Annotated in this window: 15 protein-coding genes; 5 read left to right on the plus strand and 10 right to left on the minus strand. The window is 56.4% G+C overall.

The window, feature by feature from the left end:
* The first annotated feature begins 119 nt into the window (after positions 1 to 119).
* Positions 120 to 1,607 carry a methylenetetrahydrofolate reductase C-terminal domain-containing protein gene (locus N5D48_RS04985; RefSeq protein WP_279881976.1) on the plus strand — a complete coding sequence of 496 codons (1,488 nt, stop codon included), beginning with the start codon at positions 120 to 122 and terminating at the stop codon, positions 1,605 to 1,607.
* Positions 1,608 to 1,669: 62 nt separating this feature from the next.
* On the opposite strand, the gene N5D48_RS04990 is transcribed toward N5D48_RS04985, so the two are convergent.
* Positions 1,670 to 2,176, minus strand: a complete 507-nt coding sequence (locus tag N5D48_RS04990; protein ID WP_279881768.1) for a hypothetical protein — start codon at positions 2,174 to 2,176, stop codon at positions 1,670 to 1,672.
* Positions 2,177 to 2,815: 639 nt separating this feature from the next.
* Between N5D48_RS04990 and N5D48_RS04995 the strand changes: the two genes are divergently transcribed.
* Positions 2,816 to 3,412, plus strand: coding sequence for a hypothetical protein (locus N5D48_RS04995; RefSeq protein WP_279881770.1), 597 nt, complete (start codon positions 2,816 to 2,818; stop codon positions 3,410 to 3,412).
* Between the two features lie 224 nt (positions 3,413 to 3,636).
* Here N5D48_RS04995 and N5D48_RS05000 read toward each other — a convergent pair whose 3' ends face one another.
* From N5D48_RS05000 to N5D48_RS05030, 7 genes are all read right to left on the minus strand, one after another.
* Positions 3,637 to 3,867, minus strand: a complete 231-nt coding sequence (locus N5D48_RS05000; RefSeq protein ID WP_279881771.1) for a hypothetical protein — start codon at positions 3,865 to 3,867, stop codon at positions 3,637 to 3,639.
* Between the two features lie 458 nt (positions 3,868 to 4,325).
* Positions 4,326 to 6,743, minus strand: coding sequence for a TonB-dependent siderophore receptor (locus tag N5D48_RS05005; protein WP_279881773.1), 2,418 nt, complete (start codon positions 6,741 to 6,743; stop codon positions 4,326 to 4,328).
* Between the two features lie 113 nt (positions 6,744 to 6,856).
* Positions 6,857 to 7,795, minus strand: coding sequence for a FecR family protein (locus N5D48_RS05010; protein ID WP_279881775.1), 939 nt, complete (start codon positions 7,793 to 7,795; stop codon positions 6,857 to 6,859).
* A gap of 52 nt (positions 7,796 to 7,847) precedes the next feature.
* A complete protein-coding gene (locus tag N5D48_RS05015) occupies positions 7,848 to 8,348 on the minus strand; it encodes an RNA polymerase sigma factor (protein ID WP_279881777.1) in 501 nt (166 codons plus the stop codon).
* A gap of 256 nt (positions 8,349 to 8,604) precedes the next feature.
* Positions 8,605 to 9,099, minus strand: a complete 495-nt coding sequence (locus N5D48_RS05020) for a GNAT family N-acetyltransferase (RefSeq protein ID WP_279881779.1) — start codon at positions 9,097 to 9,099, stop codon at positions 8,605 to 8,607.
* 293 nt (positions 9,100 to 9,392) lie between these two features.
* Positions 9,393 to 9,848 carry a hypothetical protein gene (locus tag N5D48_RS05025; RefSeq protein WP_279881781.1) on the minus strand — a complete coding sequence of 152 codons (456 nt, stop codon included), beginning with the start codon at positions 9,846 to 9,848 and terminating at the stop codon, positions 9,393 to 9,395.
* A 350-nt stretch (positions 9,849 to 10,198) separates the two neighbouring features.
* Complete coding sequence (locus tag N5D48_RS05030) at positions 10,199 to 10,429, minus strand: hypothetical protein (protein ID WP_279881783.1); 231 nt, start codon at positions 10,427 to 10,429, stop codon at positions 10,199 to 10,201.
* Positions 10,430 to 11,161: 732 nt separating this feature from the next.
* Here N5D48_RS05030 and N5D48_RS05035 point away from each other — a divergent pair.
* The 3 genes from N5D48_RS05035 to N5D48_RS05045 all read left to right on the plus strand — a co-directional run bounded on the left by N5D48_RS05035 (position 11,162) and on the right by N5D48_RS05045 (position 13,650).
* Positions 11,162 to 11,950, plus strand: coding sequence for a serine/threonine-protein kinase (locus N5D48_RS05035; protein WP_279881786.1), 789 nt, complete (start codon positions 11,162 to 11,164; stop codon positions 11,948 to 11,950).
* Complete coding sequence (locus tag N5D48_RS05040) at positions 11,947 to 12,705, plus strand: protein phosphatase 2C domain-containing protein (protein ID WP_279881789.1); 759 nt, start codon at positions 11,947 to 11,949, stop codon at positions 12,703 to 12,705. The genes N5D48_RS05035 and N5D48_RS05040 overlap by 4 nt, the downstream gene beginning before the upstream one ends.
* Positions 12,706 to 13,143: 438 nt before the next feature.
* On the plus strand, positions 13,144 to 13,650 hold the full coding sequence (locus N5D48_RS05045; RefSeq protein WP_279881791.1) for an AAA family ATPase: 507 nt from the start codon (positions 13,144 to 13,146) through the stop codon (positions 13,648 to 13,650).
* Between the two features lie 451 nt (positions 13,651 to 14,101).
* Here N5D48_RS05045 and N5D48_RS05050 read toward each other — a convergent pair whose 3' ends face one another.
* Entirely contained in the window at positions 14,102 to 14,461 is a 360-nt protein-coding gene (locus N5D48_RS05050) for a hypothetical protein (protein ID WP_279881793.1), read from the minus strand.
* A complete protein-coding gene (locus tag N5D48_RS05055) occupies positions 14,448 to 14,948 on the minus strand; it encodes a type II toxin-antitoxin system antitoxin SocA domain-containing protein (protein ID WP_279881795.1) in 501 nt (166 codons plus the stop codon). Before N5D48_RS05055 ends, N5D48_RS05050 begins: the two co-directional genes overlap by 14 nt.
* Between the last annotated feature and the right edge of the window lie 142 nt (positions 14,949 to 15,090).

Raw genomic sequence — 15,090 nt, forward strand, 5'->3', positions numbered from 1 at the left:
CAGGGATCCGGGTCGCCGTGAATGTCTCGATCAACACATTCCCCCGCGCAATCAGACATGCCTCTACCGCCAACCTGCGCCACACTGCCACCCTGCCCCAACCCGGTAGCCCGCACCCCATGAGCCTGCTGAAAACGACCCTGGACGCCCACGCCTTCGCCTGCATCCTGGAATTCGTCCCCAAGCCCGGCGCCGAGCGTTTCGCCACCCTCGAAACCCTCATGGCCCGCACCCAGCTGTGTGGCTGGCCATTGACCGTGGCCATCGGCGACCGCGTCGGCAGCGCCCTGGACATGTCACCGCTGGACGCCTTCACCAGCCTGCGACGCCCCGTCCCCGCCCTGCTGCACTTCTCCGGCAAGGACCGCGAACGCCGCGACCTGCTCGCCCAACTGCAGCGCATGGACGGCGCCGGCCTTGACCAGTTGCTGCTGCTCACCGGCGACCGCCTGCCCGGCCACAACCCCGGCGAACGCCCGGTGCGCTACCTGGAGTCGGTCGCCGCCCTGCAGCTCGTGCGCCAGGCCCGCCCCCACTGGCTGCTGGCCGCCGCGCTCAACCCGTTCAAGTACCAGGAAGCCGAGGGCGGCGCGCAGTACTGCAAGGCCGAAAAGAAACTCGCTGCCGGCGCCGACCTGTTCATCCTGCAGCTCGGTTTCGATATCGACAAACACCAGGAAGCCTTCGACTGGATGCAGCGCCAGCCCCGCCCCAAGCCGCTGATGGCGTGCATCATGGCGCTGACCGAAGGCCGCGCCGGCATGCTCGATCACGTCGCCGGGGTGACCGTCACGCCGTCGATGCGCACACTGCTGGCGGCCGAGGCGGCGGTATCCAAGGCCTACGCCAAGGAACGCGCCAACCAGCGCCTGGCCTTGCAGGTGATCGGCCTGAAATTGATGGGCTATGCCGGCGTGCACCTGTCCGGCATTCACGAAGTGGCGCAGTTCGAAGCATTGGAACAGGCCATTGAAGCGCTGCAACCGCAGTTCACCTCACTGGAGGACTGGGCCCCGGCCTGGGAGGCGGCCTGGCGGGAACCGGGTCTGACCCCGGTCACCTTCCACCCACCCGGGCACGCCTGGCGGCTCGGGCAACGGCAAATCACTGCATCCAACAAGCAAAAAGCCCGCTATCACCTGCTTTCGGCGATGCACCATCAGCTGTTCAGCCGCACCACGGCCTTGAGCAAGGCCTTCGGCTGGGCCGTGACCCGGCCGCTGTGGGCCAACCCCACCGCGGCGCAGTGGCTGCATCGGGTGGAGCGGCGTATCAAGCGCCCGATGGTCGGCTGCGATACCTGCGGCAGCTGCCGGCTGGAAGACACGCTCTACATCTGCCCCGAGACCTGCCCCAAAGGCTTGGCGAACGGCCCCTGCGGCGGGACCCGCCTGGACCGTTGCGAGTTTGGCGATCGGGAGTGCGTGCACAGTGCCAAGTATCGGTTGGCGGTGAGCGTGGACAGGACCGATGTGCTGCGCGAGCGGTTGATTCCCTGCGTGCAGGTGGAGAACCGGCATCGCAGTTCGTGGCCGGTGTGGTTCGATATCGGCACTCCAAGCGCCCGTTCCGTGCAGCCAGAAGCAACGCCGGAGTACAACGAGTAGCGGGCAACAACACCAAGCCCACCACGGCATCCTGGCATCAGGGCGCCGTGGTGCGCGATCAATCAGCCGACCTGAACGATAGGACCCGACGCGGGAATCTTCGAGTCCGCTGGCGAGTAAGTAAGGTTAATCACCTTGACGCTATTGGTGAACACTTCCGTCGCGCGCCCGCTCGATACCGTGGCGTTCCACCGAACGCTGGTGTAGGCGGGAGACTGCGGTTTGCACACCGCCTGGTGGCCGGCAGCGACCGTCGGGATTTCAAAGGTCATTTCCTGCTGGCCGTCGTAAGTACTGGCGTCCCACCAGCGCACGTTGGCGATCACGTTGCTCGACGCATCCTTCACATCATTGAGGTTGATCGAGAACGTCCCCCCGGCAATATCGAAGGCCGTACTGTTATGCAGTATCGGCGCCGTGGTAAAGGACTCCTGGCGATTCTGGTTGATCTGCAAGGCTGCAGGCAGCTCCAACGTGATCTCGATTCGGTTGTCATTGAAAATACTGAAAGGCTTCGGTGGCTGCTGATCTCTATTTTCCACCTTGTTCTTGAGCGCGGTTGATGACATTTTAATTTCCTTATTCCCTATGTCGTATAGTTCGAAATTCCAAAAAGAATTTCTCCTGTTTGCGCCACCCTACCGTGAGCGCGCGTCTAGCAGTCTTGTTTGGCCCTTATGGGCTGTCAAACATCACAACCCTACAAATGGCTATTGATCCGATGCACCTTATTGCGAAGGCGAAATGAAATAATCGACAAGCTTCGGCAAGCCACTGAATATTATAATATTATCCACTTCCCCCAGACTGCGTATCTGGCAGTCTGCTTTTGTCATTACCCTTGCATGACTAATTAAATAGTGGACTTACCTCATCCAACTAATACTCCCTCACTTAATTGTTAGGCATTGTACGAAAAGTACTGTCGTCCATCGTTGTGGGAGCGGGCTTGCCCCGCGATCTGCCGCAACGCGGCAGCAAAGCCTGAGTTCGTGGCATCTTAAGAAAAAAGGAAAAAAGGGGAAAAGGGGAAAAAAGGAAAAAAGGGGACGGATTTATTTTCAGCAGAGCCCGGTTGAGGCAAATACCTATGCCCTACGGATGCGGGATCTCCCGCGCACGACCCGCCGCGGATTCATATGCATCGCCAAAGAATGTATAAAGCGCCAGCGACCTGCGATCCCGACGTCCGCAAAAGGAACCCCTTCATGCTTCGGCTCTTGATGCCGGCCCTGCTCCTGGCGCTTGCCGGTTGTGCCACCAAGCCCCCGGCCAATCCCGACAACCTCTGCGAGATCTTTCGCGAGAAACCGAAATGGCACGAGGCGGCGTTGAAGATGCAGGCGCGCTGGGGCGCGCCGGTACAAGTGCCGATGGCGATGATGTACCAGGAGTCCTCGTTCAAGCACGACGCCCTGCCGCCGCGCTATTACTTTCTCGGCTTCATCCCCTGGGGCCGGGTCAGCACCGCCTACGGCTACGCCCAGGCCAAGGACGAAACCTGGGCCGACTACAAGCGCGAAGCCGGCGGCTGGGGCGCCAGCCGCGACGACTTCGCCGACGCCCTCGACTTCATGGGCTGGTACATGCAGAAAAGCCAGCGGGTCAATGGCGTGTCCAAGTGGGACGCCTATGGCCAGTACCTGAATTACCACGAAGGCTGGGGCGGCTACCGCAACCGCAGCTACGACGCCAAGCCGTGGCTGAAGAACGTTTCGCAGAAGGTCCAGGCCCGCGCCTCGGTGTTCGGGGCGCAGTATCGCAGTTGCGAGCAGGAACTCGCCCGGGGTGGGTGGTTCTGGTAGGGCCTGACGCAGGTGTGCTTTGAAAGTGCTGGCCTGCAGGCTAATGCCGGTCCGTAAGCGCTTCATCGCCACTACCGAGGCTGCTTTGCAGCCCTTCGCAGGCAAGTCGCACCACCGCACCGCCGCTCCATCAGGACTGCGCAAAGTCTAAAGCTAACGCCGTACCTGTAGGAGCGGCCTTGTGTCGCGAAAGGGCCGCAAAGCGGCCCCAACATCCCCCAGCATCAATCCCCAGAAACACTCTCCTCCTTCATCGCCTCCAGCTTGCCAAACTGCTCGCTGGCCAACCGGCTGATGATCCGGATCGCCTGGTGAATACCCGCCGTGTTGCGAAAGCTCAGCTGCGGGTTGTGCTCGCACTCAAGCACCTCGTCATGCTGCACCAGCGCCTCGCCGAGCAGTTCGAGGGTCCAGACGTAGCTTTGGATGGAAGACAGGCGTTCATGGTCGGACATGGGGCACCTCCCGGTTGGTGTGGGTGGCGAGGGAGTGGCTGTCGATCGAGTGGAAGGTTGGAGATGGGGTGGCCGCAGGGGTTGGGCGGCGGAGAGCGGATGCGAGGATCCTGTACAGACGTGTGATGGTCATGCATGAGACTCCAAGTTAGGTTGGAACCACCACGCACTGTCGCCAAACAATGGGTGGCAGCTGTACGCAGGTTGGCGAACCGGGAACTTGGAACCCGGCAGACCCGAAGGTCTCCCGCGCACAGCCGCCATGGCACGAGGCTGCGGGCACAAAAAAAGACAAAATGGGACAAAATGGGGACAGATTTATTTTTCAAGCCAGCCCAGCGGCAGAAGAACTGAATAAATAAATCTGCCCCATTTTTGTCAATTCAGGTTTTTAGCTTACGCAGGCACTTCGCATGCCAGCTAACTGGCTTCTACCTTTGCGAGTTGGCCTACCTCCATCAAAAAACAGGCGTGTAACGCACGGTCAGCATCAGGTTGCGCGGATCGCCGAAGCTGTTGGCGCCCCAGCTGTTGCTGATGTTTTGGTAATAGCGCTTGTCGAAGGCATTGTTCAGGTTGGCCTGCAATTGCCACTCTTCCGATGGCCGATAGGCGATCATCAAGTCGCTTACACTATAGCCACCCTGCTTTACCCCAAAGCTCGTATACGAGCCGCTCTGTGTACGCCAGCCACCACCCACCGTCCAGCGCTCAAGCTCACCGGGTAGTCGGTAGGTGGTGAAGACCTTGAACAGGTTGTAGGGTGTCTCGCTGTCGAAACGCTCCCCCTTCTCTGCCGAACCGATGGACTTGGTGTACTCCGCTGCAGCGTACGTGTAGCCAGCAGACAGCTGCCAACCAGGCGCAAGCTCTCCGCCCACCTCCATGTCCACACCGCGGGTTCGCACTTCGCCACTGGCCTCATAGCAGGCGCTGACGCCAGGAGCACATTGGGCAGACGGCAATGATTTGGCGAGGTTTTCCTGCACAAGCTGGAATACCGCCGCGCTGGCGTTCAGCGCACCACCGAAGTACTCACCTTTGATACCGGCTTCATAGTTGGTGCCGGTGATCGGATCCAGCAAGCTGCCGCTGGCGTTTTGTGCGGCCTGTGGTTTGAAGATCCGCGTCCAGCTCGCGTACACCGAGTAAGTGTCGTTCAAGTCGTAGATTACCCCGGCGTAGGGGGTGAGTTCCCGGGTAGCCTTGTAATCGTCACCAAAGCTGTATGCACCTGAGTGGGTAAGCTGCTCGTATTCGTACCAATCCAGACGCGAGCCGAGAATCAGCCGCAGATCGTCACGCAGATTGAAACGCACCATGGCATAGGTACTCGATTGTTCCTCATGCCCCGTACGCGACCAGTTGTTGTCTATTGCAGGCTTGGGATAGGCACTCGGCTCAAAGTGCTGCGGGTCAATGATGACATCTGACCCAATGCCCGGGCCGCCAGGGCCATCATTGGTTTCGTCGCGCCGCCAACTGGCACCGACGACCAGTTCATGGCTAGCACCAAACAAGCTGAAAGGGCCAGAGGCGTATGTGTCCAGGCTCTTCTGGGTATGCTGGTAGGTGTAGCGACCGATGTTCAGGTGATAGGCATTGTGCTCGTCGGTGTAAAGGCTGCCGCCGAGCATGTCCATGTCACCGCGCAGCCAGGTAGCGTTCAACCTTAGCTTCCAGTCATTGTCGAAGCGGTGCTCGACCTCGGCGAATGCGCTGCGATTCTTCTTGTTCCAGTAGGTCCAGTTCGGTGCCGTGCGCGTCGAACGTGAAAAGTCGAAAAAGCTACCGTCGGGGTGGGTAGGCAGCCCGTTCCAATCAGCACCGGGGTTGTCTTCGCGGTTGTACCAGGCGCCAAGGGTGAGGGTGGTGGCCGGATCCAGATCATATTCGGTGATGCCATAGAGTAGTTGCCGCGTATTGCCATAGGCGTCGACGAAACTGTTGCGATCCTGATAGGCGCCGACAAAACGGCCACGCAGGGTACCGCTGTCGTTCAACTTGTCGCTGATATCGACCTCCCCCCGATAGTCGTCCCAACGGCCCGCGTTGCCGGTAAGGGACAACTGCGGCGTCAGTGTCGGGCGCTTGCGTATCAAGTTGAGGGTGCCAGAGGGGTTACCAGCCCCCACCATCAAGCCCGAGGCACCCCGTACCACTTCCACACGGTCGTACATGGCCAGCGTCGAGGTACCGAGGGTATCGCTGTCATAGGCCACGGGCAGACCATCGATCATTATGTTGTCGATGGCGGAACCTCGCGAATAGAACTCGGGACGCTCGCCACCTGTCTTGCGCAGGGTCAGGCCTGGCGTGTAGGTGGCAATGTCCTCAAGCTTCTGCAGGTTCTGATCATCCATGCGCTGCCGTGTCAACACTGTCACCGATTGCGGGGTTTCGCGCAGCGAGATCGGCAACTTGGTCGCCGTCTGCATGGCCCCGGTGGTGTATGAGCCGGTGTGCTCGCTGGTCATGCCCAGGCCCTGCCCCTGAATGGTGGTCGCGCCCAACTGCACCGCCGTTTCGTTGTCGCTGCGTTGCTGCAGGTAGGCGCGGTTGCCATCGGCCATGACGAAACCCAGGCCAGTGCCGGCCAGCAGTTGTTGCAGCGCAACGCTGGCCGTGTACTGGCCGTTTACGGTGTTGCTGGTCTTGCCGCGGGTCAACGCGCCGTCGGCGAACAGCTGGATGCCGCTGCCGGCCGACCACTGCGCAATCGCGCTTTCCAGCGGCTGGGCGGCAATGCTGTAGGTACGGGTTTGCGCCTGCATGGCGCTGGCCGCGTGTGCTTGCGGCAAGGCGGCGAGCGTGCAAGCACAGCTCAAGGCGCTGACCAGAAGCAATGGCTTGATGGGGGTGCTAGGGGTGGGCATTCGAATTTCCAGTCCGTCCTGATGGCAGTACTCGCAACTCATTCGCGTTTGCGATCAAGACTAATGACGGACCACCGGCCAAACACAACGACGCGGATTTTCAGTTTTTTCAATCAGCGCTGTACTGGGCGCACCAATGTCAGCCACGGGCCCACCGTGGTGACACGAATCGGCAGGATGACCTGCAAGCTCTGCAACGCCGCATCGGCCTCTCGAGATTGCATCGCTGCCGTGACCCGCAACTGGGCGAGACTGTTGTCCGTCAGCAGCAAGTGCGCGCGGGAATACGGTTGCAGACGCTGCAACACCTGCGTCAGTGGCTCATCGCGGAACACCAGGCGTTGTTCACGCCAGGCCAACTGCTGGCCGGGATCGACATGCCTTAATGCGCCAATGCCCTGCGCGTCGAAATACAGAGCCTGACCCTCTCCAGCCTCGGCCTGCTGCCCCGCACGGCTGACCCGCACACGGTGCTCGGTCACGGTCACGTTCGCGCCGTCCTCCAGCACCTGTACGTCAAACGCGGTACCCAAGGCGCGCACATTGCCACCTGCGGCTTCGACGATGAAAGGCCGCGCCGGGTTGGCCGCCACCTTGAACCAGGCTTCACCCTGGTACAGGCGCAGGCGACGCTCACCTGAGCTGAAATTCACGCTCAGTGCGGTTTGCGGAGCCAGTTGCACGGTAGAGCCGTCTTCCAGCGTCCAACTGCGCACCTGGGCCACATCGGTGCGGTAATCCGCCCAGCGCGCGGGCGAAAGGGCGAACACCGTGGCGGCCATCAGCACCGCCGCCGCGCTTGCCAACCCTATGGACGTGCGCCTGGAAATACGCTTACGCAAGGCGCGGCTGGCGGCAATCTGGGCGTGGCCCGCCATCCCGGCCACACTCCACACCTGCCTGGCGCGCTGCCAAGCAACCGAGTGGCTGGGGTCGGCGGCTAGCCACTGCGCGAATGCCTCATGCTCGGCCGGTGTCGCCCCCGCATCCTGCAGGCGCACGCACCATTCAAGCGCCTGGTCCAAGGGGGTGGGGGAGTCGTGTTCGTTCATCATGCAAGTGCAGGCAGGTGACAATGAAAACGCGCGCAGTGTAACCAGCCTCTCATGACATTGCCTTCTCGATGCGCTGCATAGCCTTGACCATCTGGGAAACCACGGTGCTTTTGGAAATGCCCAGGCGCTCGGCGACCTGTTGGTGATCTAGTCCATCGATACGGCACAGGATGAAGACTTCACGGCAACGCACCGGCAACTCGGCGATCACCTGCATCACCTGCTGCAGCTCGCGGCTCAATTCGGTCTTGCGCGCCGGGTCGAATTTGCCGTCCGGGATCATCTCGACCACCACCGGGTCGGCCTGCACCTCGATGCCAAGGGCTTCACGGCGGCGGATATCCATGCCGAGATTGCGGGCAATGCGGAAGATGTACGCCCGAGGGTTGCCGATACGCTCGCCTACCTTGCGGCTGGCCACACGCAGCCAGGTTTCCTGGGTCAGGTCGTCAGCGATGGTGGTACTTCCGAAGTGACGCACCAGGTAGGCTCTGAGCGCTTCACGGTTGTCCAGGAATGTCGATGTCAGATGATCGCGATCTTGCGGCATTCGCCAAGCGTCCTGCGCAGCGGCGGGGAATTGGCAGCAAGGTATCACTTGTTGCTAACGGTTCTCAACTGCGTGTATTGAGCGGGACGTGTGGGAGTGGGGTTATCCACGCCTACAGGATTTGCTTCAACTGCGAGAAATTGAGTAAGGCAACAGCACTTTGAATCAGCGTCCGCTATGGGTGGATTGCTGTCAGTCCTGGCAATCACGGGAAAAGTGAAAAGTAAATCAGTCCCCATTTTGGTCTAAAGGACGATCAGAGCGCTAGTCGCATCTTAATGGGCTGTTCAAGCTTGCCACACGTAAGCGTGCACGGCGGGAGGTCTTCGAGGCGGGTAAAACCAAGCTTTTCGTAAAGTGATCTGGCGGGTTTGTTTGATTCAAAGACACTGAGATCCACCGAGGTGAAGCCAGTCCTTCGGCAATGCTCAATCACGGCGGAAAGTAGAGCAGATCCATAGCCATTGCGGCGATACTCTCGCTTCACTTGCATCCCCAGAACTCCGATGCTGTCGCTACCGCCAGGTCGACAGAAACTTTCTGGGTAAGCCTCTGCCGAGCCCACTATTTTCCCACCATGCTCGATCACGTATACAGGCCAAGATTTCTTTACCACTTGGTTTAACGCTCGCTCTATTGCCTCTAGAGGGGGCGGGGTTGAGCGAGCTGAGTAACGACCTTCGGCATTCACTTCACAAAAAAGCGAATAAAATCCGTTAAGGTCATTTAGGGTGATTTGTCTAACTTCCATGTTCACCTCATCAAAGAAAAAGACAAAAAGGGACGGATTAATTTTTTAAACCCATTGGATGCTTCAAACCCCGACCAGCGACAAATAAGCCAATTGGTTGATGGCTGACAGCCCTCCGTCATCGAGCATGCCGGGGGGCTTTTGTTTGTACGTCACCTGGACGGTTCCACGGAATGTGGCCGGATACTGGAGTCCTACATGCACCAGAGGCTTGAAGACGACGAGGAATGATCGTGATCGAGAAATCCTCCTGGCTCGCCAGGAGGATTTTTCTCCTGAACCGTTCCTGGTCGTCAGCTTTCGCGCTCATAGGACCGCTGTTTTTCAGGGGCCGTTGGGCAAGGGTATGTGGTGAGCATGAATTTGAAAACACTCAGCGTGCTCGGTTGCTCCCGAAGCTCGCGGGTCATGTTCGCATTCGACCACGCGAGAAATTTTTCTATGACCGCCTTGTGCGTGACCATTTGAGGGATGCAGATAGGGCCACTCAGGTCGGATTGTAGGATTTTGTAGGCATCCATGTAGGTCAGCGAATCTCGCCAAGTTTTGAACTGCACGATGCACATCAGCATCAACGCCACATCATCCTCGGTAGCTTTATCTTGCGGAATATTGATCCCTGAACAGGTATCTAGTAGCCCTTGTCCTGTGGACCAATCGAAACCAGTGGTAGGGATGGCTAGGGCCGGGATTGCGGGGCAGATCAACACCAAGGGCAAGATCAGGCGGACTACGTGAGACTTTTGCATTGGCCAGCTCCACGAAACGCGGACATTACGTCCTGTCGCTACAGTTCTAGCTGTTTCCAGGCGGCCTTGCTTGCACACCAAAAAGCAAAAAGAGCAAAAAAGCAAAAAGGGGACAGATTTATTTTCTCAATGGGCGCGGCAGCGAGGCAGTTACGGGATTGGTTGATTGAAGCTGCGGAGCGTTGTAGCGGTGATGGCCTGGAATGACCAAATGGCGGCAGCTTGGCGCCTGTTGACACGGGGAGCAGGAGCATTCGTCCTCTTTCCACTCGTCCTCGACGGATCATGTGAAGCCCAATCAGAGCACTCCACGCAATAGGGCCGCAAAGCGGCCCCGATGATGCGCAGTATCAGGCTTCAGAAACAGACTCGTCGTTCATCGACTCCAGCTTGCCGAACTGTTCACTGGCCAAACGGCTGATGATCCGGATCGCCTGGTGAATACCCGCCGTGTTGCGGAAGCTCAGCTGCGGGTTGTGCTCGCACTCCAGCACCTCGTCATGCTGCACCAGCGCCTCGCCGAGCAGTTCGAGGGTCCAGACGTAGCTTTGGATGGAGGATAGGCGTTCATGGTCAGACATGGGGTGCCTCCCGGTGGGTGCGGGTGGCGAGGGACTGACTGTCGATCGGGTGGAAGGTTGGAGATGGGGTGGCCGCAGGGGTTGAGCGGCGGAGAGCGGATGCGAGGATCCTCAGTATCTTGGTGGTCATGCATGAGTTCCTTTCGTTGTGGAACTGCCACCGCTCGCGGCCAAGCAAGTTTAGGTGGCAGCAGTACGCGGGTTGGCCGACCGGGACGAAAGGGGCCCGGCACACCCGAAGGTGTCCCGCGCACCACCGCCATGACGCGACATCGCGGGCACAAAAAAAGCGCCTGCGATGAAGACTGGGCGCTGTTGCGCCTTTCGATTCCGACCGGCCAAGGTCGCGTCGCCGATGCTTCGGCGACGGAGGGAATTTATGCCTTGGGGGCTGCTAATGCAAGCTTAGGAAGGGCAGAAAAGGCAATGGATGCAGTAGGAAACTGCCCGAAGAGCAGGAATAGTCAGATTAGCCCTGTGAGGAAATCGGTCTCACTCAGACGAGCATGAGAGGCCCTGCCACAAAACAGATGAAGCTGAATGGAAGAGATGAGCAATCGCAGCAGCGGAAGGGTAATGACCATGACTTGGTTAGATGCAAGGCTCAATAAGTGCTGAGCATCACCACAGCCCGTGCCTTGTAAGAGCGATGCCACATAGCCACATTCTGGGTTAGATTAACGCTCGTGTCGTCCGCGGCATGGCGTGGTCTGGTCGCCACCAGGCGCGGTCTTGGCTATTTTGCTCGAGTGTTTAGGTGAACTAATGGACGGTTTGCACGGAAACTATCAATATAAGATCGTAGAGCGTATTGGGCAGGGAGGGTTCGGCTATGTTGAGAGGATTGAGCTATTTAATTCTGTCGGGGTATTCTGTGGTTACTATGCCAGAAAATGTCTCTTAGGAGAATTCGAAGAGGAGCAAGAAGAGTTCAAACGTCGTTTTGCGCGCGAAGTAACATATCAAGCCAGTTGCGTACACACAAACGTGGCAAATATTTATTTATGTGACTTAAATTCACCATCACCATGGTTCATTATGGATTTGGCGGACGGAGACCTACACAAAGATTTGATGGGCGGCAGGTTAAATTTCGCCGAAAAAATTTCGGCCTTTGACATGGTATTACAGGGAGTCGCACATATTCATGAGCACAAATACTTGCATCGCGACATAAAACCTAACAACGTATTAAGATTCGGCAACACTTATAAAGTCTCTGACTTTGGGCTAGTAAAGAACCAAGACACTGCCGCCGAGTCTGAAGTCCTTACAAAAATCACGAGTGTTATGGGCACACAGAAATACTGGGCGCCTGAAGTTAGTGCCGCAGCACAGTACAGTGTGGCATCCGACATATATTCTCTGGGAGTCCTATTGGAAGATATGGAGTTTCCTGAGGAGACCGGAATCCTAAGGGTTCTTAGAAAAAGCACGGAGCGTCGTCCGCTAGACCGATATACAACTGTACAGGCAATGAGGGATGACTTCATCATAGCTTCCAAGGACCTTGCCAAATGATTAGCTTACTAGACTCCAGTGCATTTTCACACGCAAAAGAAATTGGCCGAGTTAATGAAGACGCTATTCTTCCACCGCAACTATTAGGTGGTGGATATCTGATGGCGATTGCCGACGGTGTCGGGTCTTATACTGGTGCTGATCAAGCCTCTCGCACTGCGATAAATTATATTCGAGAGATACAGTCTCACGACTGGATAACGGGCATTTCATCTGAGAGCATTTTTAGCGAGATCAAGCGGCGCATATCGGACTTGTCTATTCAAGATCAAAATATTTCCGATGCTGCAACCACGCTAACCTTTTGCTACGTAAACCCTCATGGCATTCGGATAGGGCATATTGGTGACTGCAGGGCGTATATTAGAATAGGGATGTCACTAAAGCAGCTTACCGTCGATCACACTCAACATCAGAGACTGATGGATGAAGGCCTCTATAGGGCGCATGAGCTTAAACTGTTAGGCGGAAAAAACACACTATTTTCAGCCATCTCCAAAAAGCTGGAATTACACTATCAAGATCTATGGTTACCACATTCTGACCTGGAGCTTCACAACTCCGAAATAGAAATTGTACTAATGTCTGATGGTGCCCATAAAGTTTGGGACATGCGCCCTCGATTTGCGCAAAGTACTATGTCAGACCCAAACAAGTTCGCATCCAGCTTGAAGAAAAGAATTAACTGGGCGGGGCCAACGGACGACTACTCCTTGGTCTCATCAAAGTTCTTAATCAACAAACTAATGGCTTAGTAAGCCAGCAAGGGATATTGCTGCATGAAATATCGAGAGAGCAACTTAGATAAACGACTTAGGAATTGGTTTGCAAACGACAACACAAAAGGTTTGCTCAGAGGCATTGAGATAGCGGAAGGCGGCTTTCGAGGACTAACCAAATTTAAAGTAAATCTCAGTGCAAACGGGGACAGATTTATTTATTCAATCCTTCTGCCGCCGAGCTGGCTTGAAAAATAAATCAGTCCCCATTTGGGTCCATTTGGGTCAGTCCCTTTAAGGGGGCGCGGTAGGAACGGTAGCTATCTGCCGCGCCCCGCACAGATCCGTAGGTGCGGAACTACCGCATACGGCTCCTGTGTCGAGTACCGACACAGCACGCGAGTGAGATTGGGCAACTACTGCCCATAACTGACCACGACCAATACTGAGTTAACTCACAATGAAGGACAGATAATGCTTATCGTATTCAGCGGTCTTCCAGGAACAGGAAAAACCACTATCGCCAAAGGGCTGGTCGATACGATAGGCGCTTTCTACCTGCGGATCGATACTATTGAGCAAGCGATACGAAACTCCGGTGTACTTGCCCAAGGCGTAGGGCGTAGCGGTTACATGGTCGCTAATGAGCTTGCGCTGAGTAATCTTGATCTAGGGCGTACCGTCATCGTTGACTGTGTAAATCCAGTGATCGAAAGCCGACTGGCCTGGAGCGGAATCTCCTCAAGGGCTGGTGTTCGGTTGATGAATATTGAAGTGATTTGCTCGGACAAAAGTGAACATCAGCGACGTGTAGAAACAAGACTGGGTGACATTCCCGGGCTGACTCCACCAACCTGGCAATCTGTGTTGGATCACGAATATGAAGCGTGGGCTGAACCACCGTTTACGATTGACACGGCTGTGACGTCACCGGATCAAGCTGTATCGATGCTCGCTGAACATCTACTGACCGGTGCGTAGGGTGCGCCAAGCGCAAAGCGACAAGGTGTGATTGCGGGACGCTTACGGCTGTCTTGAGCGAAAAAGAGCGAAAAAGGGAGCGAAAAAGAGCGAAAAAGGGGACGGATTTATTTTTTCAAGTTTCAGAGGAAGAAGTAGTCTATTCGCTGCTCGACTTTCTTCAATCTCAGCCCTGGCAAGCTTCGCACGCTGCAAATGAAGTAGCCATAACGAAAAAACCCGCCAGAAGGCGGGTTTTACGGGGGTTCCAGAGATTTTGGTAGCTTTCACTGGAACCTGAACTGGTGCGGAGACAGGAGTCGAATCAGGCACTTTTGGCCCAGTAAAATAAGGCTTCTAGATAGCCTAAAGCCACTAGCGTATACCTAAACATATACCTAAAACGAAAAGTACCCGGTGTCTCGCATTGAGGCGCGGAAAAACTAAAACAGAGGCAGTGGCTTAGATAGTCTCAGTCTTTCTTGATGGGAGACATGATTTCCTTCAAGTAGCCCAGCACTAGGCCACCGAAGGCGCTACTGAAAAGCATCTTATCCATCGACTGGAGCTCGGTATCTGTCAGCCAGCGCACATCGACGCCGAAAATGGAGCTAGGTCCGGCCAAATGCCAGAACCTAACCATTATCAACAGAGCAAAAAGGACTGCGCCGAATCTGAGAGCAACAATGGCAAGGGAGTGGACCTCCTTTTGGACCTTTTCTTTAGGGTCTTCAAGGACGCTCTTCTCTTTCTCCGCCTTCTTCAGATCTTGAGGGGTAGTTTCGAGGGGTGCCGCCGATCCGATGGCGGCAAATGGATCATCCTGCTGCATGCTGAGAAGCTACCGCAATCTTGTGCTTGTAGTGCTCCTCAATCCAATCGTTCGGAATGATGGCGCCGTGATACTGATCACCGCCTGAGGCCTGCCAGGTGCGGTCCCAAGGGGTACCCTGCTGATGGGTCATCGCCGAGAGGGCAATTCCATCGTAGTTGGCATAAGAATTCCAGACCCGGTCCAAAAGCGGCAACGTTTGAGGGTTGGGGACGGGGTTCTGGGCATCGCCAGCCACTCCATAGCACTCAATCGGTGCATAAATGTTGTTTCGACCGTACTTCTTGACCTTCTGATAGAGGTCAGGGATCACTGGGCCGTAGCGCCAAGCTTGCACCGCATCGTTGATCAGGTTCTGTGAAAAATACCCGCGGTGCCAGCCATGGGCGATATAAACGAGCTTGATCAGCTTCATCGGTGTCAGCGGAACACCCGAATCAAACGACTTCTGGATGAAGTAGTTGGCAACGGCTTCGCTGTTTAGCATGACCACTCCTCCTTTGGCTGGCTGATAGTCTGTTGCCTATCAAAATGGTGCGGAATTATGAAGATTTCAAGCACTATGTCAAGAATCTACATCAGTCAATACCTGTACATTTATACAGTGTAGCATACCCGAAAACCTTCTA

Source organism: Pseudomonas sp. GD03858 (assembly GCF_029840925.1).
Lineage (GTDB): Bacteria > Pseudomonadota > Gammaproteobacteria > Pseudomonadales > Pseudomonadaceae > Aquipseudomonas.

What these genes read in the sequence shown, in the direction of transcription:
- N5D48_RS04985 (WP_279881976.1), top strand. Translation starts at nt 120, where the DNA reads ATGAGCCTGCTGAAAACGACCCTGGACGCCCACGCCTTCGCCTGCATC.
- N5D48_RS04990 (WP_279881768.1), bottom strand. Translation starts at nt 2,176, where the DNA reads ATGTCATCAACCGCGCTCAAGAACAAGGTGGAAAATAGAGATCAGCAG.
- N5D48_RS04995 (WP_279881770.1), top strand. Translation starts at nt 2,816, where the DNA reads ATGCTTCGGCTCTTGATGCCGGCCCTGCTCCTGGCGCTTGCCGGTTGT.
- N5D48_RS05000 (WP_279881771.1), bottom strand. Translation starts at nt 3,867, where the DNA reads ATGTCCGACCATGAACGCCTGTCTTCCATCCAAAGCTACGTCTGGACC.
- N5D48_RS05005 (WP_279881773.1), bottom strand. Translation starts at nt 6,743, where the DNA reads ATGCCCACCCCTAGCACCCCCATCAAGCCATTGCTTCTGGTCAGCGCC.
- N5D48_RS05010 (WP_279881775.1), bottom strand. Translation starts at nt 7,795, where the DNA reads ATGAACGAACACGACTCCCCCACCCCCTTGGACCAGGCGCTTGAATGG.
- N5D48_RS05015 (WP_279881777.1), bottom strand. Translation starts at nt 8,348, where the DNA reads ATGCCGCAAGATCGCGATCATCTGACATCGACATTCCTGGACAACCGT.
- N5D48_RS05020 (WP_279881779.1), bottom strand. Translation starts at nt 9,099, where the DNA reads ATGGAAGTTAGACAAATCACCCTAAATGACCTTAACGGATTTTATTCG.
- N5D48_RS05025 (WP_279881781.1), bottom strand. Translation starts at nt 9,848, where the DNA reads ATGCAAAAGTCTCACGTAGTCCGCCTGATCTTGCCCTTGGTGTTGATC.
- N5D48_RS05030 (WP_279881783.1), bottom strand. Translation starts at nt 10,429, where the DNA reads ATGTCTGACCATGAACGCCTATCCTCCATCCAAAGCTACGTCTGGACC.
- N5D48_RS05040 (WP_279881789.1), top strand. Translation starts at nt 11,947, where the DNA reads ATGATTAGCTTACTAGACTCCAGTGCATTTTCACACGCAAAAGAAATT.
- N5D48_RS05045 (WP_279881791.1), top strand. Translation starts at nt 13,144, where the DNA reads ATGCTTATCGTATTCAGCGGTCTTCCAGGAACAGGAAAAACCACTATC.
- N5D48_RS05050 (WP_279881793.1), bottom strand. Translation starts at nt 14,461, where the DNA reads ATGCAGCAGGATGATCCATTTGCCGCCATCGGATCGGCGGCACCCCTC.
- N5D48_RS05055 (WP_279881795.1), bottom strand. Translation starts at nt 14,948, where the DNA reads ATGCTAAACAGCGAAGCCGTTGCCAACTACTTCATCCAGAAGTCGTTT.